Here is a 24,436-nt window from a genome sequence, read left to right as displayed (position 1 = left end):
CGGTGGTCCCACCTGACCCCATGCCGAACTCAGAAGTGAAACGCCGTAGCGCCGATGGTAGTGTGGGGTCTCCCCATGTGAGAGTAGGGAACTGCCAGGCATTAAATCAGTAAAAAGCCCATCCTGACGGATGGGCTTCTTGCGTTTTCGTCGTTATTTATCCGCTATGTTTAATCTTGCAGGAATAACGCAAACGGGCGTAATCTTACGCCCATTGCTGAAATACTCACTGCCATTAAGCTTCTGCCAACCATCGTAGAATAAACGCCGCGATCTGCGGAATATCGTTTAAATCTAACTGTGGGAGTGATGTCTCTAATGGGGTGTCGCTGACCACCGCAATCACATGCTCGTCCAGGACGAGTTCCTCGATACGATGCCCACCCTGTTGCCGAAAAAGCAGGAGCTTTGGCACCGGCTCATGCTTAAACCCTTCAACCAGAACTAAATCCAGCTTTGATGCATCCATCCTGCTAACCAGCCAGGCCAAATCCACCTCTTCTTGATCCGGCGTTTCCGTCATTAGCGCCCAGCGTTGTGAACTGGCGACAATCGTTTGAGCTGCCCCGGCTTTACGCAATTCATAGCTGTCTTTACCCGGCCGATCGACATCCATATTGTGATGGGTATGCTTGATCAAACCTGGACGCAGGCCAGCAGCGCACAATGCGGGGATTAATTTCTTTAACAGCGTTGTTTTACCGGTACCACTCCAGGCTGAAATGGCGAGAACGGGGATCATGATTGCTCCTGTATGCGCTGCAAGTCATCAAGGGTATTGACGTTAATAAATGCCGAGCGGACATCGCTGAAATCAACGCGATGTCCGCCGCTGTCGCGCATAAAAGCCATCACGCGTCGTTCGCCTGCAGCAAGATATGCCGCCAGATCGGGCATTAAACATCGATGCATCAGAGTAATAGCGGGATGATCGCGTTCGCCATCGTAAACCCAGACTACGGGGGCGGTCTTTTTCTGCTGTATAAAGCGCTCAGCCAGGAATGGGGGGATAAAGGGAGTATCGCAGGGACAGAAGAGAAACCATTCGCTCTGTGTCTGCTGCATCACGGATAGCATACCGGCTAATGGCCCCGGGAAGTCAGCGAGACTGTCGGAATACACCGGATACCCGCTTTCATACCAGCGTTCCAGATTACGGTTGGCGCTGATAGCCAGGTTGGCCACCTGAGGAGACAGCGCATCTGCAACATGGCGCCATAATGGCTTACCATCGAGTAGCTGCAATCCCTTATCCGCTCCTTCCATCCGCGTGGCCCTTCCGCCTGCTAATACAACGCCGGTTATGACCTCGCCTTGCATATCAATATCGCCTCTTTCATTGTGGGATTGACCCTGTTAAGTTGTCGCTATCAAGAGTAAGGAGCATGACCATGAAATGTAAACGTCTGAATGAAGTAATTGAACTCCTCCAGCCAGCCTGGCAGAAAGAGCCGGAGCTGAACCTGATGCAATTTTTGCAGAAACTCGCAAAAGAAGCCGGTTACGACGGTGAGCTGGTCGATCTTTCCGACGATATCCTGATTTATCATCTGAAAATGCGTGATTCAGCAAAAGAAGCCGTTATTCCTGGTATTCAGAAGGATTACGAAGAGGATTTCAAAACGGCCTTATTGCGCGCACGCGGCGTGATTAAAGAGTAAAAGGTTGTAAGTGCTGCCGCGGAACGAGTTATGAGATGATATCCTGAACTATTCCTAAGATTATCGGATGTCAGGATGCACGATAAGGCTTTTAATTTTCAGACGCTAAACCCGGATACCATCATCGATGGGCTATTCGATCTGGGGATGCGAGTGGACTCCGGGCTCACTCCGCTTAACAGCTATGAAAACCGCGTTTACCAGTTTCAGGACGAAGACCGCCATCGCTATGTGGTGAAGTTCTATCGTCCTGAACGTTGGTCTGCCGAACAGATCCTCGAAGAACACCAGTTTACCCTCCAGCTCAAGCAGGATGATGTTCCTGTTGCTGCGCCATTATTTTTCAATGACAGCACCCTTCATCAGCATCAGGGCTTCTTTTTTGCCGTGTTCCCCAGCTTAGGTGGGCGCCAGTTTGAATCTGATAACCTCGATCAAATGGAGTCCGTCGGCCGTTATCTGGGGCGCTTGCACCAGACCGGGCGTAAAGCGCGTTTTGTCGCGCGCCCTGAGATAGGAGTGAATGAGTATTTGCTCGCGCCGAGAGACGTTTTTGAACACTCAACGCTGATCCCCTCAGGTCTGAAGAAGGACTTCCTCTGCGCCGCAGATAAGCTGATTGCTGCCGTTATCGCTCAATGGCACGGCAACGCGGACATTCTGCGTCTGCACGGCGATTGTCATGCCGGTAATATTCTCTGGCGCGATGGTCCGCTTTTTGTCGATTTAGATGATGCCCGCAACGGTCCGGCCATCCAGGATCTCTGGATGCTGTTGAACGGTGATAAAGCCGAGCAGCGTATGCAGCTGGAGATGATCGTTGAAGCTTATGAAGAATTCAGTCCGTTCAATTCGGACGAAATCGCCCTTATCGAACCTTTACGCGCCATGCGGTTAGTTTATTATCTGGCATGGTTGCTCAGGCGCTGGGACGATCCTGCTTTCCCTATTAATTTCCCCTGGCTTACCGGGGAAGATTACTGGCGGGGGCAGACAGCAACTTTTCTTGAGCAGGTGAAGGTTCTGCAAGAACCCCCTCTTCAGTTAACGCCAATGTATTAATCAGATATTTCCAGGAGAGACGTAAACATGAAAAAAATTTGGCTGGCGCTGGCTGGTATGATTCTGGCTTTTAGTGCTTCTGCTGCCCAGATCACCGACGGTAAGCAGTACATCACCCTTGATAAGCCCGTAGCCGGCGCGCCTCAGGTTCTTGAGTTCTTCTCGTTCTACTGCCCGCACTGCTATCAGTTTGAAGAAGTGCTGCACGTTTCTGATAACGTGAAGAAAAAGCTGCCGGAAGGCGTCAAAATGACCAAGTACCACGTTGAATTCCTCGGGCCTTTGGGTAAAGACTTAACCCAGGCATGGGCCGTAGCGATGGCGCTGGGCGTTGAAGATAAGATCACTGTGCCGATGTTTGAAGCGGTACAGAAAACCCAGACCGTGCAGACCGTGGCTGATATTCGTAAAGTCTTCGTTGATGCTGGCGTGAAAGGTGAAGACTACGATGCGGCATGGAACAGCTTTGTCGTGAAATCCCTGGTTGCTCAGCAGGAAAAAGCGGCCGCTGACTTCCAGCTGCAGGGCGTACCGGCAATGTACGTCGACGGCAAATATCAGCTGAACCCGCAGGGGATGGATACCAGCAATATGGACGCCTTTGTCGCCCAGTATGCGGATACCGTTAAGCAGCTGGTTGAGAAGAAGTAAAAAAAAAGCCGGTCACTGACCGGCTTTTTTAATATCCCTGTTAAACCCCTGTCGAGGTGGCATCATTATCAGGTTCAACGCTCCTCGCGTCCTTTTGTCCGCATGATTTCCGTCAGCTGACGATCTTTCTCTTCCCACAGTTCATTCAACCAACGCTGGAAACGGCGCTTAAAGTTTTTGTCATTCACGTAGTCGCCGTGCAGATCTTCCGCCACGGGAACGAGATTAACGCGAACCACAATACGCGTCAGCCGGCCGCTTAACATATCGTAAAATGGCCTCTGGTTGTTCTCCGGATAGCAAAGCGTGACGTTCAACAGCTTATCGAACTGAGCACCGAGCACGTTCAACGCCATCGCGATACCAGCGGCCTTCGGTGGTAATAAATTGCGATAAGGTGAACGGGTTTGCCTCTGCTTGTCTTCGGTAAAACGTGAACCCTCTACAAAATTGACGATGGTCGTCGGATGTGAGCGAAATTTCTCGCAGGAGCGGCGAGTGGTTTCAACATCTTTACCGCGACGCTCAGGATGGCGAATTAAATAACCTCGCGAGTAGCGACGCATAAAGGGCATATCCAGCGCCCAGCAGGCAAGCCCGATAAAAGGCACCCACGCCAGCTGTTGCTTAAGGAAGTACTTATTCATAGGGATATGCTTGCGGAACAACACGCAGAGCACCACGATATCCGCCCAGCTGTGATGATTACTGATAAGCAGATACCAGTTTTTCTTATTCAGCCCTTCAAGACCTTGCACGTCCCACGTCAGTCTGGGATTCAGGTAGAGCAGCAGTGCCAACCCTTCGCACCAGCAATACATCATGAAATTGCAGAAACGGGAAATCGCACGCCATACCGCAGGGATGGGTACAAGAAGTTTAATCAGCCCGGCGATGATTATCGGTACGGAACAGATAATGGTGACTAAGATGGTAAGGGCGATACTCAGCGGAAGTGTTATTGCAGCGAGTAATCTCGACATAGTTAGTTTATTCAGAAAGTTAGGCTGATAAAGAGCGCAGTTAAACCGTGCAAGAGGCTGATTTTACCAGAAAACGCAGCAAATGACGGGTCTTACCAGAACAGAAAAAAAGGCGGATCTTATATCCACATGGAACATTGAGTCATTAGAAAGGTATTAAAAGCAAGGATCAATAATTAACTTTATGATAAATAAACTTAAATTATGTTTTTTGTTATTTTATTTCAGAGCAGACAGCTATCCTTATAAAACTATGCACAAAGTTATCCACAGATATTGCCGCCGCACGATCGACCGGATCAACGAATCTTTTTGGTGAAATGCGGGAAAAATTCAGGTTTTCAGGCCTGTCTGTGGCATCCTTTACCCATAATCTGATAAACAGGCACGGAAATTATGGTTCAGATCCCAGAAAACCCACTTATCCTCGTTGACGGCTCCTCTTACCTCTACCGGGCGTATCACGCTTTCCCGCCGCTGACTAACAGCGCCGGAGAACCGACAGGCGCTATGTATGGCGTGCTGAATATGCTGCGAAGCCTGATCCTCCAGTATCAACCCACGCATGCCGTGGTGGTATTTGATGCCAAAGGGAAAACTTTCCGTGACGAACTGTTTGAGCATTACAAATCCCATCGTCCGCCGATGCCGGACGATCTGCGGGCGCAGATCGAACCGCTGCATACCATGGTGAAGGCGATGGGGCTGCCGCTGATGGCTGTGCCTGGCGTCGAAGCGGACGATGTGATCGGAACTCTGGCGCGCGAAGCAGAAAAAGCGGGCCGCCCGGTGCTCATCAGTACCGGTGATAAAGATATGGCGCAGCTGGTCACGCCGGGAATTACCCTGATTAATACCATGACCAATACCATTCTTGGCCCGGAAGAAGTGGTGACGAAGTACGGCGTTCCGCCAGAGCTGATTATTGACTTCCTGGCGCTGATGGGCGACTCCTCCGATAACATTCCCGGCGTACCCGGCGTGGGCGAGAAAACGGCTCAGGCGCTGCTGCAGGGGTTGGGAGGGCTGGATACGTTGTACGCTGAGCCAGAAAAAATTGCCGGTTTGACCTTCCGTGGTGCCAAAACGATGGCGGCGAAGCTGGAACAGAATAAAGAGGTGGCCTACCTCTCGTATCAGCTGGCCACGATTAAAACTGACGTCGAGCTGGATCTGAGCTGTGAAGAGCTGCACGTGCTGCCGCCGGCGGCGGATGATCTGTTGGCTCTGTTCAAAAAATATGAATTTAAGCGCTGGATCACCGATGTTGAATCCGGCAAATGGATGCAGTCAAAAGGCGTGAAGCCAGCCGTAAAACCGACAGAAGCGGTGGCAGTAGCGGAAGACGAAGCCGAGGTGGTGGCGACGCTGTCTGCGGAAAACTACGTCACCATTCTTGATGAGCAGACGCTGATCGAATGGATCGACAAGCTGAAACAAGCGCCGCTGTTTGCGTTTGATACGGAAACGGACAGCCTGGATAATATTTCTGCCAATATGGTGGGTCTGTCGTTTGCCATCGAGCCCGGCGTTGCCGCCTATGTACCGGTTGCGCATGATTATCTCGATGCGCCGGATCAGATCTCCCGAGAACGCGTACTGACGTTGCTGAAACCCCTGCTGGAAGACGAGAATCTGCTGAAGGTCGGGCAAAACCTGAAATATGACCGCGGAATTCTGGCGAACTATGACATTGAGTTACGCGGTATCGCTTTTGACACCATGCTGGAATCCTACATTCTTGATAGCGTGGCGGGCCGTCATGATATGGACAGCCTTGCCGACCGCTGGCTGAAGCATAAAACGATTAGCTTTGAAGAGATTGCGGGTAAAGGTAAAAATCAGCTCACCTTTAACCAGATCGCGCTGGAAGAAGCCGGCCGCTACGCGGCGGAAGATGCCGATGTCACCCTGCAGCTGCACCTGAAGATGTGGCCGAAGCTGCAGCAGCATGAAGGTCCGCTGAATATTTTTAAAAATATTGAGATGCCGCTGGTTCCGGTGCTCTCCCGCGTAGAACGTAACGGGGTCAACATTGATCCGGCCGTACTGCATGCCCATTCACAGGAGATTGCCAAACGCCTGATCGAGCTGGAGCAGAAAGCCTACGAGATCGCGGGTGAAGAGTTCAATCTCTCCTCACCCAAGCAGCTTCAGACTATTTTGTTTGAAAAACAAGGCATTAAACCACTGAAGAAAACACCTGGCGGCGCGCCTTCAACTTCCGAGGAAGTGCTCGAAGAACTGGCGCTGGATTATCCGTTACCGAAAGTTATTCTGGAATATCGCGGACTGGCGAAGCTGAAGTCGACATATACCGACAAGCTGCCGCTGATGATTAACCCTAAAACCGGCCGCGTGCATACCTCTTATCATCAGGCGGTAACGGCGACGGGGCGTCTCTCCTCCACCGATCCTAACCTGCAGAACATTCCAGTGCGTAACGAAGAGGGGCGTCGTATTCGTCAGGCATTTATCGCGCCGCCGGATTACCTCATTGTCTCTGCCGACTATTCGCAAATTGAGTTGCGCATTATGGCGCATCTGTCGCGTGACAAAGGCCTGCTGACCGCCTTTGCGGAAGGTAAAGATATCCACCGCGCAACGGCGGCAGAGGTCTTTGGCCTGCCGCTGGAGAGCGTAAGCAGCGAGCAGCGTCGAAGTGCCAAGGCGATTAACTTTGGTCTGATTTATGGCATGAGCGCATTTGGTCTTGCCCGGCAGCTCAATATTCCGCGTAAAGAGGCGCAGAAATATATGGACCTCTATTTTGAGCGCTATCCTGGCGTCCTCGATTACATGGAGCGTACCCGGGCACAGGCAAAAGAGCAGGGCTATGTCGAAACGCTGGATGGCCGTCGCCTCTACCTTCCGGACATCAAATCCAGCAACGGCGCCCGTCGTGCCGGCGCCGAACGTGCGGCGATCAACGCCCCGATGCAGGGGACGGCGGCTGACATTATCAAGCGCGCGATGATCGCCGTTGATGAATGGCTGCTGACCGAGAAGCCGCGGGTGCGGATGATCATGCAGGTGCACGATGAACTGGTCTTTGAAGTGCACAAAGATGACCTTGATGCCGTGGCGAAAAAGGTGCACGAACTGATGGAAAATAGCACCACGCTGGCGGTACCGCTGCTGGTGGAAGTGGGAAGCGGAGAAAACTGGGATCAAGCGCACTAAGTATTCAGTGGATAAGGTGATTTCCTGTAAGTAAGCAACATAACTTATAGCGTTTTGTGATGATCATTTGAATTTGCTATGTAAAGAGTGAAAAAAAACTACAAAAAGTGCTTTCTCCGTAACCAAAAGAAGAGTAGAGTTAATGACGTAGGGTACAGAGGTAAGATGTTCTATCTTTCAGACCTTTTACTTCACGTAATCGGATTTGGCTGAATATTTTAGCCGCCCCGGTCATTTATGACCGGGGCGTTTTTTATTGCGCGAAAGAAAATTCTGGCGGACTGCGGTGGGCTGATGACGCAGCCCGGATAAGGCGTCAGGCGCCGCTATCCGGGAAAACAACGGCGATTACTCTCCGTCGGCGATCTCTTCCTGAGGAGGGATCTCATTAAACCAGCTGTCGAGCTTCTGACGCAGCTTATCCACGCCTGATTTTTTCAGCGAAGAGAAGGGTTCAACCTGCACATCGCCGTTAAAGGCAAGAACCGCCTCACGCACCATATTGACCTGCGCTTTACGTGCGCCGCTGGCCAGCTTATCGGCTTTGGTGAGCAGAACCAGTACCTGGATATCGCTTTCTACGGCCCATTCGATCATTTGCTGATCGAGGTCTTTCAGCGGATGACGGATATCCATCAGCACCACCAGTCCTTTCAGGCACAGACGCTTCTCCAGGTATTCACCCAGAGCGCGCTGCCATTTGATCTTCATCTCCTCCGGGACCTGAGCGTAGCCGTAACCCGGCAGGTCGACCAGGCGTTTGCCTTCGGCGACTTCAAACAGGTTGATTAGCTGGGTGCGGCCAGGGGTCTTTGAAGTACGCGCCAGGCTTTTCTGGTTGGTGAGCGTATTCAGGGCGCTGGATTTCCCCGCATTTGAGCGACCAGCAAAGGCAACTTCGATACCCGTATCGGATGGAAGGTGGCGGATATCGGGTGCGCTGGTGACAAAATGCGTCTGTTGATAGTTCCAGTTAGTCAAGACTGTCGTCTCCGTTAAATAAGGCTATGGCGAGGATTATACCTGAACAGCAGAAAAAGGCTGTTTTTACCGCATCCTCTGCCGTAAGTAAAAACCATTCACTTTGTGAGACATTGTCCATTCAATGTCGAGGTAATCGATGAGAAACGACGGTGTGGATAGTGTTAAGGCATTAAAATTCATACAATTAACTGTATAGAACAATCTTAAATAGCCATTTTTACTTTGTGGTTGGTTGTAGGATTTGATTAAAACGGTAAAGTAATGGGCACAGGCGAGGAAGCCGGCAGGAAAGTGACTCAGGATGAGTAGTCAGGAGCGCCAGGGAGGCGAAGACCCGGGATTAATGTCAGGATGACAAACGTCTGGAGACGTTTTAACAAGGAAAGGGAGATAACAGGGACTGTTATTTGCTAAAGGAAAGACAGGGTGCGTCGTGAGCTAACAGGGAAAGTGGAAACCCGCTAAGGGTTGTCAGTGAGGAAAAAGGCGGCAGAGTAATCTGTCGCCTTTTTTCTTTGCTTGCTTTCTGCTAGATTCCGCCTCAATTCTATACTGAAGAAAACGAATCTGAAGATTACCTATATGAAAAAACCGACATCCGTACCCCGTGGCAAAACGCATCGCAAGACACGTGAAGAAATGAATCAGGAATCCCGCGATCGCAAACGCCAGAAGAAACATCGTGGTCACGCGGCAGGAAGTCGCGCAACCGGCGGTGATGCCGCATCATCCGGCAAAAAACAGAGCCAGCAGCAAGATCCGCGTATTGGGAGTAAAAAACCGATTCCGCTGGGCGTGACTGAAAGCACCCCGGCTCCTAAGCAGCACAAACCGAAGAGCGAGAAACCTATGCTTTCACCACAGGCTGAGCTGGATTTGCTGGAAAACGATGAGCGCCTGGACGCGCTGCTGGAACGTCTGGAAGAGGGCGGCACCCTGAATGCTGAAGAGCAGTCGTGGGTCGATGCCAAACTCGATCGTATTGATGAGCTGATGCAGCAGCTTGGCCTGTCCTACGATGATGACGAGGATGAGGAAGAAGAAGAGCGTCAGGAAGATATGATGCGTCTGCTGAAGGGTGGAAACTAACGTTTGCACTCAATCGGATTCCCGGTCCTGCTTATAACCCTTTTGGTTGTATGTTATCTGCTGTGGTTATTCGTTAAACTACGACGGTTGTCGCGGCGTCAGAAATGGCTGCGCAACCGGCTCATTACCCGAGGTGCGGTTGGGCCGGGGCGGCGTACCCGCCGACGGCACCATCGGAAGGAGTGAGCATGTCTGTGCAGTTAATCGACTGGGATCTGGCCCTGATCCAGAAATATAACTATTCGGGGCCACGTTATACCTCATACCCCACCGCACTGGAGTTTTCGCCTGAGTTCGGTGCGGCAGAATTTGATGCGGCGGTAGCTCGCTACCCGCAGCGTCCGCTATCGCTGTATGTGCATATTCCGTTTTGTCACAAGCTCTGCTATTTCTGTGGCTGCAACAAAATTGTGACTCGCCAGCAGCATAAAGCCGACCAGTACCTGGATGTGCTGGAGCAGGAAATTATTCATCGCGCGCCGCTCTTTGCCGGGCGTCAGGTGCACCAGCTGCACTGGGGCGGCGGTACTCCCACTTACCTGAATAAAGCGCAAATCAGCCGCTTAATGCGTTTGTTGCGCAGCCATTTCAGTTTTAACGCCGATGCAGAGATCTCGATTGAAGTCGATCCGCGTGAAATTGAACTGGATGTTCTGGATCATCTCCGATCGGAAGGCTTTAACCGGTTGAGCATGGGCGTGCAGGATTTCAATAAAGAGGTTCAGCGGCTGGTGAACCGCGAGCAGGATGAGGCGTTTATCTTTGCCCTGCTCAACCATGCGCGTGAAATTGGTTTTACCTCGACGAATATCGATCTGATTTACGGCCTGCCGAAACAAACGCCGGAGAGTTTTGCCTTTACGCTGCAAAAAGTGGCCGAGCTCAACCCCGATCGTCTGAGCGTATTCAACTATGCGCATCTGCCGACGCTCTTCGCCGCTCAGCGTAAAATCAAAGATGCCGACCTGCCTTCGGCGGAACAGAAGCTGGATATCCTGCAGGAGACCATTGTCTCACTCACCGACGCCGGCTATCAGTTTATCGGCATGGATCACTTTGCCCGTCCGGATGACGAGCTGGCCATTGCTCAGCGCGACGGCGTCCTGCACCGTAATTTCCAGGGGTACACCACTCAGGGCGATACCGACCTGCTGGGGATGGGGGTGTCGGCGATCAGCATGATTGGCGACTGCTACGCGCAGAACCAGAAAGAGCTGAAGCTCTATTATCAACAGGTTGATGAAACCGGAGATGCGCTCTGGCGCGGTATCGCGTTGACCCGCGATGACTGTATTCGTCGTGACGTTATTAAGGCATTGATTTGCCAGTTCCATCTCGATTTCTCTGCGGTGGAAACGCGGTGGAAACTGGATTTTCAGCGTTATTTTGCCGACGATCTGGCGCTGCTGGCACCGCTGGCAAAAGATGGGCTGGTGGATGTGGATGACAAGGGCATTCAGGTGACGGCAAAAGGCCGTCTGCTGATTCGCAACATCTGCATGTGCTTTGACGCCTATCTGCGTCAGAAAGCGCGGATGCAGCAGTTCTCCCGGGTAATTTAAACACTATCCCGGCGGGCGACAGGCCTGCCGGGACAGCGAAGCATTACTCCATTCCTAACTCTTTCAGCTTGCGCGTTAGCGTATTACGCCCCCATCCTAGCAGTCGCGCGGCTTCCTGCTTATGCCCTTGCGTATGACGCAGGGCAGTAGTAAGCAGCGTCCGCTCCATCTCCGGCTGCGCTTCAGAAAGCAGGTTTTGATGACCGGAACGTAGAGCGCGATCGGCCCACTGTCCCAGTAAGGTTGCCCAGCTGTCCGGTTGCATATGCGTCGGGCTATCGGGAATCGCGGTTTCAAACAGTTCGCTGGGAAGATCCTGCGTCAGAACCTCCTGGCCTGCTGCCATCACCGTCAGCCAGCGGCAGGTGTTCTCCAGCTGGCGGACGTTACCAGGCCAGGCTAAACGGGTGAGCGCGGTTTCCGTCTCCGGATGAAGCAGCTTGGCTTCGACCCCCAGTTCGCGGGCGGCAATTTGCAGGAAGTGCCGCGCCAGGCGGGGAATATCTTCGCGGCGCTCGCGCAGCGGCGGCAGATGAACGCGAATCACGTTCAGGCGGTGGAACAGGTCCTCACGGAACTTTCCTTCCTGCACGCGCTGCTCAAGGTTCTGGTGGGTTGCCGCAATAATTCGCACGTCTACCTTCACCGGCGCATAGCCGCCAACGCGATAGAACTGGCCATCGGCCAGCACGCGCAGCAGGCGCGTCTGTACATCAAGCGGCATATCGCCGATCTCATCGAGGAACAAAGTCCCACCGTCAGCCTGCTCAAAACGTCCCTGACGTACGGTATTGGCGCCGGTAAATGCCCCTTTTTCGTGACCGAAAAGTTCAGATTCGATCAGGTCTTTTGGGATTGCAGCCATATTCAGTGCGATAAACGGCGCTTTTGCCCGCGGGCTATGGCGGTGCAGGGCGTGCGCAACCAGCTCTTTACCGGTACCGGATTCGCCGTTGATCAATACGCTGATTGATGAACGCGACAGGCGCCCGATGATGCGAAAGACGTCCTGCATTGCCGGCGCTTCGCCGATGATATCGGCCGTCGGGCTATTAATCGGCGCATTACGCGGCTGCTGCTGTTCCTGGTAATGGCTAATCGCCCGATCAACCAGCGCCACCGCTTCATCGATATCAAAAGGTTTGGGCAGATAGTCAAAGGCACCTTGCTGATAGGCGCTGACCGCCGCGTCCAGATCCGAATGCGCGGTCATTATGATGACCGGAAGCATTGGGTGACGCTGTTTGATTTGTTTCAGTAACGCCAACCCATCCATTCCCGGCATCCGGATATCAGATAACAGTACATCCGGGGTTTTGGTGGTGAGTGCATCAAGCACCTCGTTGCCGCTTTCAAACGTTGTACAACTTAAGCCTGCTCCGGTGAGCGCGCGTTCAAGCACCCAACGGATGGAGCTATCGTCATCAACGATCCAGGCTATCCCTCGTTGCATAAACACCTCTACTTCCGAATAGGCAGGTACACCGAGAATTCGGTATGTCCTGGCCAACTGGTAAATTCAATTTTGCCGGAGTGCTGATCGATAAGACTGCGGGCAATGGAGAGCCCCAGACCGGTACCGCCTTCGCGACCGCTAACCATGGGGTAGAACAGCGTATCCTGTAAGTGGGACGGAATTCCCGGGCCGTTGTCCTCGACGTCAATACGCGCGGTGAGGCGGTAACGTACGCCGTGCAGCGTCAGCTGAAAGGCGGTACGGGTGCGCAGGATGATCTCGCCACCTTCTGGCCCCAGCGCCTGCAGCGCGTTGCGTACGACATTCAGCAGAACCTGTTCGATCTGGTCCGGGTCATGAGGAAGCTCCGGCAGGCTCGGGTCGTAATCGCGGACCAGTTTGACGTTATCCGGCAGTTCCATCGAGACCAGCTTCACAACCCGTTCGGCGACCTTATGGATGCTTTCGGTAACGTGCATCCCTGGATGCTGCGGCCCCAGCAGGCGGTCGACCAGATTTCTTAAGCGATCGGCCTGTTCAATAATCACGTTGGTGTATTCCATCAACGCCGGGTCAGGCAGCGCTTTACTCAACAATTGCGCAGCGCCTCTCAGGCCGCCTAAAGGATTTTTGATCTCATGGGCCAACCCGCGAACCAAATCCCGCGCCGCGATTTGCTGGGCGTGCTGCAGCTGCTCCTGGCTCAGGCGTCGCTGGTTATCCATCGGTGCCATCTCCAGCAGGATATAGCCTTCAGGCAGGCGCTGTGCGGTCAGAGACAGGATATGCGAGCGGCCATCGATAACCAGCGTCACTTCGTTGTCGGTAAAGCCCTGGCCCGCCAGCAGGCTTTCCTGCATCAGGCCGATATTCAGTGAAAAGTAGCTCAACAGTTCCGGAAGCGGCGTGCCAAAGAGCTTACGTGAACTTTGCGCCAGCAGCTGCTGCGCGGCCGGGTTCGCGTAATGCACCGCCAGGTCGTCATCGACCAGTAAGATACTGTTGATTAAAGAGTTAAGGATCTGCCCAGCATCGGGCTGAGTGCCTGTTGCCATCTGACAGTCTCCTGAAAAGAGTGCACCATTTTAGTGCAGTATAGCTTTTTATAGATAAAAAGCGCATGAGATCAGAGTGTTGGTGGAGAAAAAAGCCCATCCTGAGATGGGCTGAAAGTTTCCACGGCAACAAAATATCCACGGTACCCCACGCCACAACACGGAATACCGGGGATTTACAGCAAAATCAGACGCTGTAGTACAGTTCGAATTCAACCGGGTGCGGAGTCATGCGTACGCGGTCGTTTTCTTCAATACGCAGGGCGATGTAAGCATCGATAGCGTCGTTGGTGAACACGCCGCCAGCCGTCAGGAACTCACGGTCAGCGTCCAGCGCGTTCAGTGCTTCTTCCAGAGAGCCTGCAACCTGTGGGATCTCTTTCGCTTCTTCCGGCGGCAGGTCGTACAGGTTTTTGTCCATCGCTTCGCCCGGATGGATTTTGTTCTTGATACCGTCAAGGCCAGCCATCAGCAGTGCTGCGAAGCACAGGTACGGGTTAGCCGCCGGGTCCGGGAAGCGCACTTCGATACGGCGTGCTTTCGGCGAGGTGACTACCGGGATACGGATGGAAGCGGAACGGTTACGGGCAGAGTAAGCCAGCATGACCGGTGCTTCGTAACCCGGGACCAGACGCTTGTAGGAGTTGGTGGTCGGGTTTGCCAGGGCGTTGATCGCTTTAGCGTGCTTGATAACGCCGCCGATGTAGTACAGCGCTTGTTCAGACAGGCCTGCATACTTGTCACCAGAGAACAGGTTAACGCCGTTCTTGGACAGAGACATGTGGCAGTGCATACCGGAACCGTTGTCGCCGAACATAGGCTTCGGCATGAAGGTCGCGGTTTTACCAAAACGGTGCGCTACGTTGTGCACAACGTATTTGTAGATCTGAATTTCGTCCGCTTTTTTGGTCATGGTGTTGAAACGGGTAGCGATTTCGTTCTGACCCGCGGTAGCCACTTCGTGGTGGTGAGCTTCAACAACCAGGCCCATCTCTTCCATGATCATACACATGGTGGAACGGATATCCTGAGAGGAGTCAACCGGCGGAACCGGGAAATAACCGCCTTTCACGCCTGGGCGGTGACCTTTGTTACCACCTTCGTATTTGGTGGAGGAGTTCCATGCGCCTTCGATGTCGTCGATAGCAACGTGGGAGCCGGAGATAGAGGCGCCGAAACGGATATCGTCGAACAGGAAGAACTCAGGTTCTGGCCCGAACAGAACGGTGTCCGCCAGACCGGTAGAGCGCAGGTATTCTTCCGCGCGTTTGGCGATGGAGCGCGGGTCACGGTCGTAGCCCTGCAGCGTACCTGGTTCCAGGATATCGCAGCGGATGATCAGCGTCGGTTCTTCATAGAACGGGTCGATCAGCGCAGTGGTCGCATCCGGCATCAGAACCATGTCAGATTCGTTAATACCTTTCCAGCCACCAATCGAGGAGCCATCAAACATTTTGCCTTCTTCGAAGAATTCGGCATTTACCTGATGAGAAGGAATTGTGACGTGCTGTTCTTTACCTTTGGTATCGGTGAAGCGCAGATCGACAAACTTCACTTCGTGCTCGTTCAGCATCGTCAAAACGTGTTCAGCGGACATACTTAAACTCTCCCGGATTGGTCATTGTCGTCGTGGTAACGAAAACTTTTTAACTGCTTAATGTGGCGTTGTTGCCTTAAAAAATATAAAGCGAAATCTGTGCCAACTTTTAAATTGCCCCCAAAAGGCGTTATCATGCACTCCATCGTGCAAAAGGGCTGCACCATTATGAATGCATTGCACCAATATAGTGCAATTGTGTGAACATTGGGCACTATTTTGGTGCAATTGACCTTGAATAACCCTTTTAACGCTCCGTGAAAGCGATCACAAAGAAACTCTGCAATACTTGTTTGTGGAGGATGTTTGTGATCCTGTTTTGTACTGCGATTAATCCGTGTACAATAACGCGCTATTTCTAATGCCTGAGGCAAAGTTGTGATCGAAAATTTGCGTAATATCGCCATCATCGCGCACGTTGACCATGGTAAAACTACCCTGGTTGATAAGCTGCTGCAGCAATCCGGTACGTTCGACGCGCGTGCCGAAACTCAAGAGCGAGTGATGGACTCCAACGATTTGGAGAAAGAGCGTGGGATTACCATCCTCGCGAAAAACACCGCCATTAAATGGAATGACTACCGTATCAACATCGTTGATACCCCTGGGCACGCCGACTTCGGTGGTGAAGTTGAGCGTGTAATGTCCATGGTTGATTCCGTTCTGCTGGTTGTTGACGCAATGGATGGCCCAATGCCGCAGACGCGCTTCGTAACCAAGAAGGCATTTGCTCATGGCCTGAAGCCCATTGTTGTCATCAACAAAGTTGACCGTCCTGGCGCGCGTCCTGACTGGGTTGTCGATCAGGTATTCGACCTGTTCGTTAACCTCGACGCTACCGACGAACAGCTGGACTTCCCGATCGTTTATGCTTCTGCGCTGAACGGTATTGCGGGTCTGGATCACGAAGATATGGCTGAAGATATGACTCCGCTGTATCAGACTATCGTCGATCGTGTTCCGGCACCGAACGTTGACCTTGATGGTCCGCTGCAGATGCAAATCTCCCAGCTGGATTACAACAACTACGTTGGCGTCATTGGCATCGGCCGCATCAAACGCGGTAAAGTGAAGCCAAACCAGCAGGTCACTATCGTTGATAGCGAAGGCAAAACCCGTAACGGTAAAGTGGGTAAAGTTCTGACCCACCTGGGCCTGGAGCGTATCGACAGCGATATTGCTGAAGCGGGCGATATCATCGCGATCACCGGTCTGGGCGAACTGAACATCTCTGACACCATCTGCGATCCGCAGAATGTTGAAGCGCTGCCGGCGCTGTCAGTCGATGAGCCAACCGTATCCATGTTCTTCTGCGTTAACACCTCTCCGTTCTGTGGTAAAGAAGGTAAGTACGTTACCTCTCGTCAGATTCTTGACCGTCTGAACAAAGAGCTGGTGCATAACGTGGCGCTGCGCGTTGAAGAAACTCCGGATGCTGATGCATTCCGCGTTTCCGGTCGTGGTGAACTGCACCTGTCGGTTCTGATCGAAAATATGCGTCGTGAAGGTTTCGAAATGGCGGTTTCCCGTCCGAAAGTTATCTTCCGCGAAATCGACGGCCGTAAACAAGAGCCGTTCGAAAACGTAACGCTGGACGTTGAAGAGCAGCATCAGGGTTCTGTCATGCAGGCTCTGGGTGAGCGTAAAGGCGACCTGAAAAACATGAATCCAGATGGCAAAGGCCGCGTACGTCTCGACTACGTGATCCCAAGCCGTGGCCTGATCGGCTTCCGTTCTGAGTTCATGACCATGACTTCCGGTACTGGTCTGCTGTACTCCACCTTCAGCCACTACGATGACATTCGTGCGGGCGATGTGGGCCAGCGTCAGAACGGCGTACTGATCTCCAACGGTCAGGGTAAAGCGGTTGCGTTTGCCCTGTTCAGCCTGCAGGACCGCGGTAAGCTGTTCCTGGGTCACGGTGCTGAAGTTTACGAAGGCCAGATCATCGGTATTCACAGTCGTTCTAACGACCTGACTGTAAACTGCCTGACCGGTAAGAAACTGACCAACATGCGTGCTTCCGGTACTGACGAAGCAACGGTCCTGGTTCCGCCAGTGAAGATGACCCTGGAGCAGGCTCTGGAGTTCATCGATGACGACGAACTGGTAGAAGTGACCCCAACTTCCGTTCGTATCCGTAAACGTCATCTGACCGAGAACGACCGTAAACGCGCAATGCGCGGTGCGAAAGAAGATTAATTCCCGCTTCTTGTCGATGCCAGAACCCCGCCTTGATGGCGGGGTTTTTTTTGTCTGTAGAAAATCATCGGTCAGGTGAACTGCATCCCAAAAGCTGGGCGGGGGCAGTTCACTGGTAGGGGGGCCGTAAATCTTTCCGCTTTGGGCCCGTTATGAGTGTGCGGGATTTATGGGATATCTGAAGGGAAAAAGTCGCCTGATACTGTATGAGCAGTTTGGTGATCTGAAGTGCAAATACAGAGTCAGGGCGTTCTGACACCGGGGTGACTACGCCGATACGGTGGGCAAGAACTCGGCGAAGATACAGGAATACATGAAGCACCAGATTGAAGAGGATGAAATGGGAAGACCGTTATCGATTCCTTATCCGGGCAGCATAAATCGTTCTGAACGCCGGTTTAAAAACCATACATAGTCAAACCCCGCCTTTCCCGCTACAGTTAATCTTTCATGGCGCGCAAGGAGACAAAAATGCTCTATATCTTTGATTTAGGTAATGTGATTGTCGACATCGACTTCAACCGGGTACTCGGGACATGGAGCGATTTGAGCCGTATCCCGCTCGCGACGCTCAAGCAGCATTTCACCATGGGCGAGGCGTTCCATCAGCACGAACGCGGTGAAATTAGCGATGAGGCCTTTGCGCAGGCGATGTGCCATGAAATGAATATGTCGCTGAGCTATGAGCAGTTTTCCCACGGCTGGCAGGCCGTTTTTGTCTCTCTGCGCCCTGACGTCATCGCGATTATGCAAAAACTGCGTGAGCAGGGGCATCGCGTGGTTGTCCTGTCGAATACTAATCGCCTGCATACCACTTTCTGGCCGGATGAATATCCGCAGGTGCGGGCCGCCGCCGATCGTATCTATCTTTCCCAGGAAATGGGGATGCGCAAACCCGAGGCGCGAATCTATCAAAGCGTCCTGCAGTCGGAAGGTTTCTCTGCGGAGGATACGGTCTTTTTTGACGATAACGCCGATAATATCGCGGGGGCTAACCAGTTGGGGATCACCAGTATTCTGGTGACCGGAAAGGAGACCATCCCCGCCTACTTTGCGAAATAACTATGCTCAAAACCGTTCATCAAAAAGCAAAGCACCGCGTCCGGCCCCTGATGGCCTGGATAAAACTGCTGTGGCGGCGCATTGATGAAGACCATATGACCACGCTGGCGGGGAATCTCGCCTACGTGTCGTTACTCTCCCTGGTGCCGCTGATCGCCGTGGTCTTTGCGCTGTTCTCGGCATTTCCGATGTTTTCCGAGGTCAGCGGGCAGATTCGCCATTTTATCTTCGCTAACTTCATCCCGGCGACGGGGGATGTCATCCAGGGATACATCGAACAGTTTGTCGCGAACTCCAGCCGGATGACGGCCGTCGGCGCCTTCGGGCTGATCGTGACGTCACTGCTGCTGATGTATTCTATTGATAGCGCGCTGAACACTATCTGGCGCAGCACGCGCACCCGGTCCAAAATTTACTCGTTTGCCGTTTACTGGATGATTCTGACGCTGGGGCCGCTGCTGGCGGGGGCGAGCCTGGCCATCAGCTCTTATCTGCTGTCTCTGCGCTGGGCAAGCGAACTGAACGGCGTGATTGATGATGTGCTGCGTCTCTTCCCGCTGATTTTATCGTGGACGGCGTTTTGGCTGCTTTACAGCATTGTACCGACGACCCAGGTACGCAATCGCGATGCGATTATCGGATCGCTGGTGGCGGCGCTGTTATTTGAGGCGGGTAAAAAAGCGTTTGCCTTATATATCACGGCGTTCCCGTCGTACCAGCTGATTTACGGCGTGATAGCCGTGGTGCCTATTTTGTTTGTCTGGGTGTACTGGACGTGGTGTATCGTCTTGCTTGGGGCAGAAATTACTGTCACTCTCGAGGAATACCGCAAACTTAAAAAAGAAGAAACAGAATAACTATGATTGCATTAATTCAGCGCGTATCCCGTGCAAGCGTAACCGTGGAGGGCGAGGTGACGGGTGAAATCGGCCCGGGGCTTCTGGTGTTGTTGGGCGTCGAGAAAGACGATGATGAGCAAAAAGCGAATCGCCTGTGCGAGCGCGTGCTTGGCTATCGTATCTTCAGCGACGCCGAAGGAAAAATGAATCTGAATGTGCAGCAGTCCGGCGGCAGCGTGCTGGTGGTCTCACAGTTCACGCTGGCAGCGGATACCGAACGGGGTATGCGCCCGGGGTTTTCCAAAGGGGCCGCCCCTGACAGAGCAGAAGCGCTGTATGACTATTTTGTCGCGCGCTGTCGCCAGCAGGAGATGAACACACAAACCGGGAGATTCGCTGCGGATATGCAGGTATCACTGGTGAATGATGGTCCTGTGACCTTTTGGTTGCAGGTATGAGCCAGCTTCCGGGCCGGCTGCGGGTAACAAAAGAGAGTACAGCTATGTATCACCTTCGTGTACCGCAAACAGAAGACGAACTCGAGAGCTACTATCAGTTCCGCTGGGAGATGTTGCGTAAGCCGCTTCATCAGCCCAAAGGATCGGAGCGTGACGCCTGGGATGCGATGGCGCATCACCAGATGGTAGTGGATGAAGAAGGCAACCTGGTTGCCGTCGGGCGGCTATATATCAATGCGGAGAACGAAGCCTCCATTCGTTTTATGGCCGTACACCCGTCGGTGCAGGATAAAGGCTTGGGTACGCTGATGGCGATGACGCTGGAGTCCGTCGCCCGTCAGGAGGGCGTTAAGCGCGTGACCTGTAGCGCTCGCGAAGACGCGGTGGATTTTTTTGCCAAGCTCGGTTTTGTTAACCAGGGCGAGATTACCACGCCAACCACCACGCCTATCCGCCACTTCCTGATGATTAAACCGATCGCCTCGCTGGACGATATTCTGCATCGCGGCGACTGGTGCGGGCAGCTGCAGCAGGCCTGGTATCAGCACATTCCGCTCAGCGAAAAAATGGGTGTGCGCATTCAGCAGTACACCGGCAAAAATTTCATCACCACCATGCCCGAAGCCGGTAACCAGAATCCGCACCATACGCTGTTTGCCGGAAGTCTGTTTTCCCTGGCGACGCTGACCGGCTGGGGGCTGATCTGGCTGATGCTGCGCGAACGGCATTTGGGCGGTACGATTATTCTCGCCGATGCCCATATCCGTTACAGCCAGCCGATTAGCGGCCGCCCGAGCGCAGTGGCCGATCTGGGTTCGCTCAGCGGCGATCTCGACCGTCTGGCGCGTGGACGTAAAGCCCGCGTGCAGCTGCAGGTTGAGTTGTTTGGCGGCGAGAGTCTGGGCGCCATTTTTGAAGGCATTTACATCGTTCTGCCCGCGAAGCCGTTTGGTTCGTATGAAGAGGGCGGGAACGAAGAAGAGTAATTCCCGCCGCAGCGATTATAGCGACCGACCTGGCGAACGGATTCGCCAGGCGATATCTCCCATGGCATGGCGCGCCGCCAGACTGATGCCACCCAGCTGAAAGAAACCGTGAATCACGCCAGCATAGCGCTGGCAGGTACAGGCCACATTTTGCTCAACCATCCGTTGGTACAGCGCTTCGCCTTCATCGCGCAGCGGGTCATATTCGGCGGTGAGGATATGCACGGGCGGCAGACCGCTGAAGTCGTCACGCCAGAGCGGGCTGGCCTCCGGGTGTGCAGATTCCGTGGCGGGCAGGTACATTTCGTAGCCGCTCAGCAGCGTATCCCGGGTGATGATGTAATCCTCTCCGTTGCTGATGTAGCTTGCCGAAGCCGCGGTAGCGTCCAGCATGGGATAAATCAGAATCAGTTGCGCGGGCAGCCAGGTCCCCGCAGCTTTCAGCCGTAGCGCGGTGACGAGAGCCAGATTGCCCCCCGCGCTATCGCCCGCAAGGGTGATTCGCGAGGTATCCACCCCAAGCGACTCTGCGTGGCGCCGGATAATCTGCGCTCCCCGTTCCGCGTCATTGTGCGCGGCAGGAAACGTCTGCTCGGGCGCCAGCCGGTATTGCACGGCAATCACCCGGCAGCCGCTTTCATACGCCAGCTGGCGCAATTGTTTATCGTGGGTGGTGAAGCCGCCGCTGACAAAACAGCCGCCGTGATAGTAGATAACGGTAGGTAGAGGGCCGGCAGCATTCTGCGGTGATACCACGCGAAAATTGATTCCTTCCAGCGTGATGTCGTCCACCTGCACACGCGTTTCGCTTTCTCCGGCCAGCACCGTACTGGCTACATAACCCGCCCTCCGGTCATCAATATTCTGCTGTCGTGAAGAGGGGCGCCCTGCGGCGATAAACTCCTCAACCAGCCGGGCGATACCTTGTTCCAGTGCCATCATTATATTCTTTTAATCTGTATGGATATACAGCGTTATAGCCTGGATTGCAGCCGATAGAAAAGGGTTTTTTTGTGAGAAATGAGCGCTGGGGCCGGGAGTGGGGCGTACTAAAGCGAAGGCGTTCCTCGGCTGAGGTGCTTACGCATCGGGGTGGAGTGCCGGGTAACCTGGATTACCCGGCACTATGAGGGGATTTACTCCCCTTCACCCGGGAACATAAACGGGTTAATCGAACTTCTGGCGAAGCCTTCCTGCTCCATGCGGGCATCCAGCACCAGCGAGGCGAGATCGTCGGCCACGGCTTCCACTTTCGGATCTTTTTCCTGATACAGAATCTTCAGGTACGTTCCGCAGTCACCGCAGCTTTCGGCTTTCACCGCCGCGTCTTCATTTTCCAGCGACCAATAGTTGAGATCGCGGGTCTGTTCGCAGTTGCTGCATTTGATGCGCACCACGTGCCATTCAGTTTCACACAGGTTGCAGTGCAGGTAGCGCAGCCCCTGAGTGGTCCCAATCTGCACCATGCTGGAAACAGGCATTGAGCCGCATACCGGGCAGAACTGGCGTGCTTCACCGTATTCGGCGCGGGCTTTACCTGGGATCAGGCTGGCCATTTGCGCCCAGTAGAGCGACAGGGCGGCCCAGATAAACGGCGCTTTATCACTGCTCACCAGCGAGAAGTCGGAAGCGAACAGCGCGCTTGCCATCTCTTCCAGCTCCAGATCGGAGGATTTTTCCAGATTCTCGATAACCGCCAGCGCGGTACCGCTCATCTCCGGCTTCAGCTCGGCAATGAGCGAATGCAGCAGCTTGTGCCAGTGCTTATCGCGCGGCAGGAGGTGAATATCCAGCGGCGGTTTGCCCTGCGCGTTGGCTTCTTTGATGCGCGCGGTCAGGTCCATTTGCAGCGGGTGGTCGTAGAGCACCACTTCCTGCGCGTGGGCGACCAGCGCGGCAAAACGCAGAAAATCGCCCAGCGGGTTGTTCTCTGCCAGCTCGCGCAGACGCTCTGCGCGGCGGTTGTAGAGGTTCTTGAGTCTGGGGAATAACAACGGCGGAATATAATCCGCCGTGCGTTTCTCGCTCGAACCCAGCTCATCTTGCGGGATTATGCGAATACTCATTCAGTCTTATTTTCCTGTTTCTGGCGAACTTCTCGGTACCAGCGGGGGTGATGTTTCTTCGCCCATGTTTTGGTAACCCAGCCTTCCACCATCGCGGTAATGGTGCCTTTCACCCACAGGGCGGCGTAAATATGCACCATGATAACCACAATTAGGGCAACGGCGGCAAATGAATGCAGCATGAGCGCTAACCGGATTACCGGGATTGAGAACGCAGGCGCAAAATACGGACGCCAGATGATCACACCGCTGACCAGCAGCAGAACCAGCAAAATAATCGCCGCCCAGAATACGCATTTCTGGCCGAAGTTATAGCGCCCGGTGTCACCCACTTCCTCGTTGACGACGATCTTACGAATATTCTTCGCCCAAAAGATATCATCCCGATTGATTAGGTTATGGTGCCAGTAGCGGAAAAACATGATGATGAATGAGGCAAACATAATGACCCCAACAAACGGGTGCAGAATGCGCGCCAGCTGCGGAGTGCCCATGATTTGCATCAGCCAGTTGAAGGACGGGAAAAAGAATCCCAGTCCGCTTATCGCCGCCAGCATGAAGCAGAAGGCGGTGACCCAGTGGTTGATGCGTTCCGGCGCCGTGTAGCGCACGATGGTGTCACGTCTTTTCATTTGCGCACCTCGTCATTCTCTTCATGCAGGTTGTCCTCTTCCTCTTCCGCACGGTTCGGACCGACCCCGACATAGTGGAAGACGCTGGCTGCAAAGGTCGCGGCAAACCCTACCGCCGCGAGCGGTTTCCAGATACCTTTCCAGAACTTCACGGTGGCGCTGATTTCCGGATTTTCCGGCAGGCCGTGATACAGATTCGGCTTGTCGGCGTGGTGCAGTACGTACATCACGTGCGTTCCGCCTACGCCAGCCGGATCGTACAGGCCCGCATTGTCATATCCACGAGTTTTCAGCTCGGCGACGCGTTCGCCGGCCAGCACCTTCATGTCCTCTTTGGAGCCAAAGTGAATCGCCCCGGTCGGACAGGTTTTCACGCATGCCGGTTCCTGGCCCACGGTGACGCGGTCTACGCACAGCGTACATTTGTAGACGCGGTTGTCTTCCGGGTTGAGTCGGGGGACGTCAAACGGACAGCCGGCGATGCAGTAGCCGCAGCCAATACACTGTTCGGACTGGAAGTCGACGATGCCGTTGGCATACTGAATGATTGCCCCTTCCGACGGACAGGCCTTCAGGCAGCCCGGATCGGCGCAGTGCATACAGCCATCCTTACGGATCAGCCACTCCAGTTTGTCGTTCTGTTCCACTTCCGAGAAGCGCATTACCGTCCAGGATTTGGCGGTCAGATCCGCGGGGTTATCGTACACCCCGACGTTGCTGCCGACTTCATCACGGATGTCATTCCATTCTGAACAGGCGACCTGACAGGCTTTACAGCCAATACAGGTGGTGACGTCGATTAGCTTCGCGACTTCCTGCTGGTGGTCCCGCGCCTGAGGCGCGGGAGTGAAACCGTTAGTCGCGGAACGACGAATGATGTCTTGCGATTGATAAGCCATAAGTCGTCT

At 53.6% G+C, this 24,436-nt stretch carries 23 protein-coding genes, 1 rRNA gene and 1 pseudogene; 14 read left to right on the top strand and 11 right to left on the bottom strand.

Annotated features, from left to right (window positions below; translation table 11 throughout):
• Positions 1–100 (top strand): 5S ribosomal RNA (gene rrf / locus BV390_RS23570); the annotation flags it as partial.
• 135 nt (positions 101–235) lie between these two features.
• On the opposite strand, the gene mobB is transcribed toward rrf, so the two are convergent.
• Both mobB and mobA read right to left on the bottom strand, forming a co-directional pair.
• Positions 236–742, bottom strand: a complete 507-nt coding sequence (mobB, locus tag BV390_RS23565) for a molybdopterin-guanine dinucleotide biosynthesis protein MobB (RefSeq protein WP_085397418.1) — start codon at positions 740–742, stop codon at positions 236–238.
• Positions 739–1,320 (bottom strand): molybdenum cofactor guanylyltransferase MobA, encoded by a 582-nt coding sequence (gene mobA, locus BV390_RS23560; RefSeq protein WP_032690141.1) that lies wholly within the window; start codon positions 1,318–1,320, stop codon positions 739–741. Before mobA ends, mobB begins: the two co-directional genes overlap by 4 nt.
• A gap of 71 nt (positions 1,321–1,391) precedes the next feature.
• Here mobA and BV390_RS23555 point away from each other — a divergent pair, with 71 nt between their 5' ends.
• From BV390_RS23555 to dsbA, 3 genes are all read left to right on the top strand, one after another.
• A complete protein-coding gene (locus BV390_RS23555) occupies positions 1,392–1,661 on the top strand; it encodes a YihD family protein (protein WP_004869260.1) in 270 nt (89 codons plus the stop codon).
• A gap of 75 nt (positions 1,662–1,736) precedes the next feature.
• The gene (locus BV390_RS23550; protein ID WP_032698470.1) at positions 1,737–2,723 is read left to right on the top strand and encodes a serine/threonine protein kinase; all 987 of its coding nucleotides are present in this window, start codon (positions 1,737–1,739) and stop codon (positions 2,721–2,723) included.
• A gap of 27 nt (positions 2,724–2,750) precedes the next feature.
• Positions 2,751–3,374, top strand: coding sequence for a thiol:disulfide interchange protein DsbA (gene dsbA, locus BV390_RS23545; protein ID WP_032690139.1), 624 nt, complete (start codon positions 2,751–2,753; stop codon positions 3,372–3,374).
• Positions 3,375–3,448: 74 nt separating this feature from the next.
• Here dsbA and BV390_RS23540 read toward each other — a convergent pair whose 3' ends face one another.
• Complete coding sequence (locus tag BV390_RS23540) at positions 3,449–4,357, bottom strand: acyltransferase (protein WP_032690138.1); 909 nt, start codon at positions 4,355–4,357, stop codon at positions 3,449–3,451.
• Positions 4,358–4,753: 396 nt separating this feature from the next.
• Here BV390_RS23540 and polA point away from each other — a divergent pair, with 396 nt between their 5' ends.
• Both polA and spfP read left to right on the top strand, forming a co-directional pair.
• Entirely contained in the window at positions 4,754–7,540 is a 2,787-nt protein-coding gene (polA, locus tag BV390_RS23535; protein WP_064385852.1) for a DNA polymerase I, read from the top strand.
• Between the two features lie 165 nt (positions 7,541–7,705).
• Positions 7,706–7,753 carry a small protein SpfP gene (gene spfP, locus BV390_RS32130; RefSeq protein ID WP_071892919.1) on the top strand — a complete coding sequence of 16 codons (48 nt, stop codon included), beginning with the start codon at positions 7,706–7,708 and terminating at the stop codon, positions 7,751–7,753.
• 135 nt (positions 7,754–7,888) lie between these two features.
• On the opposite strand, the gene yihA is transcribed toward spfP, so the two are convergent.
• Entirely contained in the window at positions 7,889–8,521 is a 633-nt protein-coding gene (yihA, locus tag BV390_RS23530; RefSeq protein WP_032690136.1) for a ribosome biogenesis GTP-binding protein YihA/YsxC, read from the bottom strand.
• Between the two features lie 585 nt (positions 8,522–9,106).
• Here yihA and yihI point away from each other — a divergent pair.
• Positions 9,107–9,613 (top strand): Der GTPase-activating protein YihI, encoded by a 507-nt coding sequence (gene yihI, locus BV390_RS23525; RefSeq protein WP_032690135.1) that lies wholly within the window; start codon positions 9,107–9,109, stop codon positions 9,611–9,613.
• Positions 9,614–9,801: 188 nt separating this feature from the next.
• Positions 9,802–11,175 (top strand): oxygen-independent coproporphyrinogen III oxidase, encoded by a 1,374-nt coding sequence (gene hemN / locus BV390_RS23515; RefSeq protein WP_046853297.1) that lies wholly within the window; start codon positions 9,802–9,804, stop codon positions 11,173–11,175.
• A gap of 43 nt (positions 11,176–11,218) precedes the next feature.
• On the opposite strand, the gene glnG is transcribed toward hemN, so the two are convergent.
• The 3 genes from glnG to glnA all read right to left on the bottom strand — a co-directional run bounded on the left by glnG (position 11,219) and on the right by glnA (position 15,283).
• Positions 11,219–12,628 carry a nitrogen regulation protein NR(I) gene (glnG, locus tag BV390_RS23510; protein WP_032690144.1) on the bottom strand — a complete coding sequence of 470 codons (1,410 nt, stop codon included), beginning with the start codon at positions 12,626–12,628 and terminating at the stop codon, positions 11,219–11,221.
• Positions 12,629–12,636: 8 nt separating this feature from the next.
• A complete protein-coding gene (glnL, locus tag BV390_RS23505) occupies positions 12,637–13,686 on the bottom strand; it encodes a nitrogen regulation protein NR(II) (protein ID WP_004869278.1) in 1,050 nt (349 codons plus the stop codon).
• 187 nt (positions 13,687–13,873) lie between these two features.
• Positions 13,874–15,283: a glutamate--ammonia ligase gene (gene glnA, locus BV390_RS23500; protein ID WP_004127100.1), complete on the bottom strand. Its 1,410-nt coding sequence runs from the start codon at positions 15,281–15,283 to the stop codon at positions 13,874–13,876.
• A gap of 378 nt (positions 15,284–15,661) precedes the next feature.
• Between glnA and typA the strand changes: the two genes are divergently transcribed.
• The 6 genes and pseudogenes from typA (at position 15,662) to fabY (ending at position 20,830) form a co-directional block, all read left to right on the top strand.
• A complete protein-coding gene (typA, locus tag BV390_RS23485; RefSeq protein WP_032690133.1) occupies positions 15,662–17,485 on the top strand; it encodes a ribosome-dependent GTPase TypA in 1,824 nt (607 codons plus the stop codon).
• 160 nt (positions 17,486–17,645) lie between these two features.
• A pseudogene (locus tag BV390_RS23480) lies at positions 17,646–17,900 on the top strand (transposase); the annotation flags it as partial.
• Between the two features lie 56 nt (positions 17,901–17,956).
• Complete coding sequence (gene yihX, locus BV390_RS23475) at positions 17,957–18,547, top strand: glucose-1-phosphatase (RefSeq protein WP_049267336.1); 591 nt, start codon at positions 17,957–17,959, stop codon at positions 18,545–18,547.
• Positions 18,548–18,549: 2 nt separating this feature from the next.
• Positions 18,550–19,404, top strand: coding sequence for a virulence factor BrkB family protein (locus BV390_RS23470; RefSeq protein WP_032690129.1), 855 nt, complete (start codon positions 18,550–18,552; stop codon positions 19,402–19,404).
• Positions 19,405–19,406: 2 nt separating this feature from the next.
• Complete coding sequence (gene dtd, locus BV390_RS23465) at positions 19,407–19,844, top strand: D-aminoacyl-tRNA deacylase (RefSeq protein WP_004869291.1); 438 nt, start codon at positions 19,407–19,409, stop codon at positions 19,842–19,844.
• 44 nt (positions 19,845–19,888) lie between these two features.
• The gene (gene fabY, locus BV390_RS23460; RefSeq protein WP_032690128.1) at positions 19,889–20,830 is read left to right on the top strand and encodes a fatty acid biosynthesis protein FabY; all 942 of its coding nucleotides are present in this window, start codon (positions 19,889–19,891) and stop codon (positions 20,828–20,830) included.
• A 15-nt stretch (positions 20,831–20,845) separates the two neighbouring features.
• Here fabY and BV390_RS23455 read toward each other — a convergent pair whose 3' ends face one another.
• The 4 genes from BV390_RS23455 to fdxH all read right to left on the bottom strand — a co-directional run bounded on the left by BV390_RS23455 (position 20,846) and on the right by fdxH (position 24,427).
• Positions 20,846–21,769, bottom strand: a complete 924-nt coding sequence (locus tag BV390_RS23455) for an alpha/beta hydrolase (protein ID WP_085397417.1) — start codon at positions 21,767–21,769, stop codon at positions 20,846–20,848.
• Positions 21,770–21,966: 197 nt separating this feature from the next.
• Entirely contained in the window at positions 21,967–22,896 is a 930-nt protein-coding gene (gene fdhE, locus BV390_RS23450; RefSeq protein WP_032690126.1) for a formate dehydrogenase accessory protein FdhE, read from the bottom strand.
• Complete coding sequence (gene fdoI / locus BV390_RS23445) at positions 22,893–23,528, bottom strand: formate dehydrogenase cytochrome b556 subunit (protein WP_032690125.1); 636 nt, start codon at positions 23,526–23,528, stop codon at positions 22,893–22,895. Before fdoI ends, fdhE begins: the two co-directional genes overlap by 4 nt.
• A complete protein-coding gene (gene fdxH / locus BV390_RS23440; RefSeq protein WP_004869304.1) occupies positions 23,525–24,427 on the bottom strand; it encodes a formate dehydrogenase subunit beta in 903 nt (300 codons plus the stop codon). The genes fdoI and fdxH overlap by 4 nt, the downstream gene beginning before the upstream one ends.
• Positions 24,428–24,436 lie beyond the last annotated feature (9 nt).

It is taken from the genome of Klebsiella sp. YJ (assembly GCF_002108615.1).
Classification (GTDB): Bacteria; Pseudomonadota; Gammaproteobacteria; order Enterobacterales; family Enterobacteriaceae; genus Klebsiella; species Klebsiella planticola.
This window is presented reverse-complemented; position numbering and strand designations above follow the sequence as displayed.

Coding starts and splice junctions, on each gene's coding strand:
- BV390_RS23455 (WP_085397417.1), bottom strand. CDS start 21,769: ATGGCACTGGAACAAGGTATCGCCCGGCTGGTTGAGGAGTTTATCGCC.
- mobB (WP_085397418.1), bottom strand. CDS start 742: ATGATCCCCGTTCTCGCCATTTCAGCCTGGAGTGGTACCGGTAAAACA.
- hemN (WP_046853297.1), top strand. CDS start 9,802: ATGTCTGTGCAGTTAATCGACTGGGATCTGGCCCTGATCCAGAAATAT.
- dsbA (WP_032690139.1), top strand. CDS start 2,751: ATGAAAAAAATTTGGCTGGCGCTGGCTGGTATGATTCTGGCTTTTAGT.
- BV390_RS23540 (WP_032690138.1), bottom strand. CDS start 4,357: ATGTCGAGATTACTCGCTGCAATAACACTTCCGCTGAGTATCGCCCTT.
- BV390_RS23555 (WP_004869260.1), top strand. CDS start 1,392: ATGAAATGTAAACGTCTGAATGAAGTAATTGAACTCCTCCAGCCAGCC.
- fdoI (WP_032690125.1), bottom strand. CDS start 23,528: ATGAAAAGACGTGACACCATCGTGCGCTACACGGCGCCGGAACGCATC.
- yihI (WP_032690135.1), top strand. CDS start 9,107: ATGAAAAAACCGACATCCGTACCCCGTGGCAAAACGCATCGCAAGACA.
- glnA (WP_004127100.1), bottom strand. CDS start 15,283: ATGTCCGCTGAACACGTTTTGACGATGCTGAACGAGCACGAAGTGAAG.
- yihX (WP_049267336.1), top strand. CDS start 17,957: ATGCTCTATATCTTTGATTTAGGTAATGTGATTGTCGACATCGACTTC.
- glnG (WP_032690144.1), bottom strand. CDS start 12,628: ATGCAACGAGGGATAGCCTGGATCGTTGATGACGATAGCTCCATCCGT.
- mobA (WP_032690141.1), bottom strand. CDS start 1,320: ATGCAAGGCGAGGTCATAACCGGCGTTGTATTAGCAGGCGGAAGGGCC.
- dtd (WP_004869291.1), top strand. CDS start 19,407: ATGATTGCATTAATTCAGCGCGTATCCCGTGCAAGCGTAACCGTGGAG.
- glnL (WP_004869278.1), bottom strand. CDS start 13,686: ATGGCAACAGGCACTCAGCCCGATGCTGGGCAGATCCTTAACTCTTTA.
- BV390_RS23470 (WP_032690129.1), top strand. CDS start 18,550: ATGCTCAAAACCGTTCATCAAAAAGCAAAGCACCGCGTCCGGCCCCTG.
- fabY (WP_032690128.1), top strand. CDS start 19,889: ATGTATCACCTTCGTGTACCGCAAACAGAAGACGAACTCGAGAGCTAC.
- polA (WP_064385852.1), top strand. CDS start 4,754: ATGGTTCAGATCCCAGAAAACCCACTTATCCTCGTTGACGGCTCCTCT.
- BV390_RS23550 (WP_032698470.1), top strand. CDS start 1,737: ATGCACGATAAGGCTTTTAATTTTCAGACGCTAAACCCGGATACCATC.
- fdxH (WP_004869304.1), bottom strand. CDS start 24,427: ATGGCTTATCAATCGCAAGACATCATTCGTCGTTCCGCGACTAACGGT.
- fdhE (WP_032690126.1), bottom strand. CDS start 22,896: ATGAGTATTCGCATAATCCCGCAAGATGAGCTGGGTTCGAGCGAGAAA.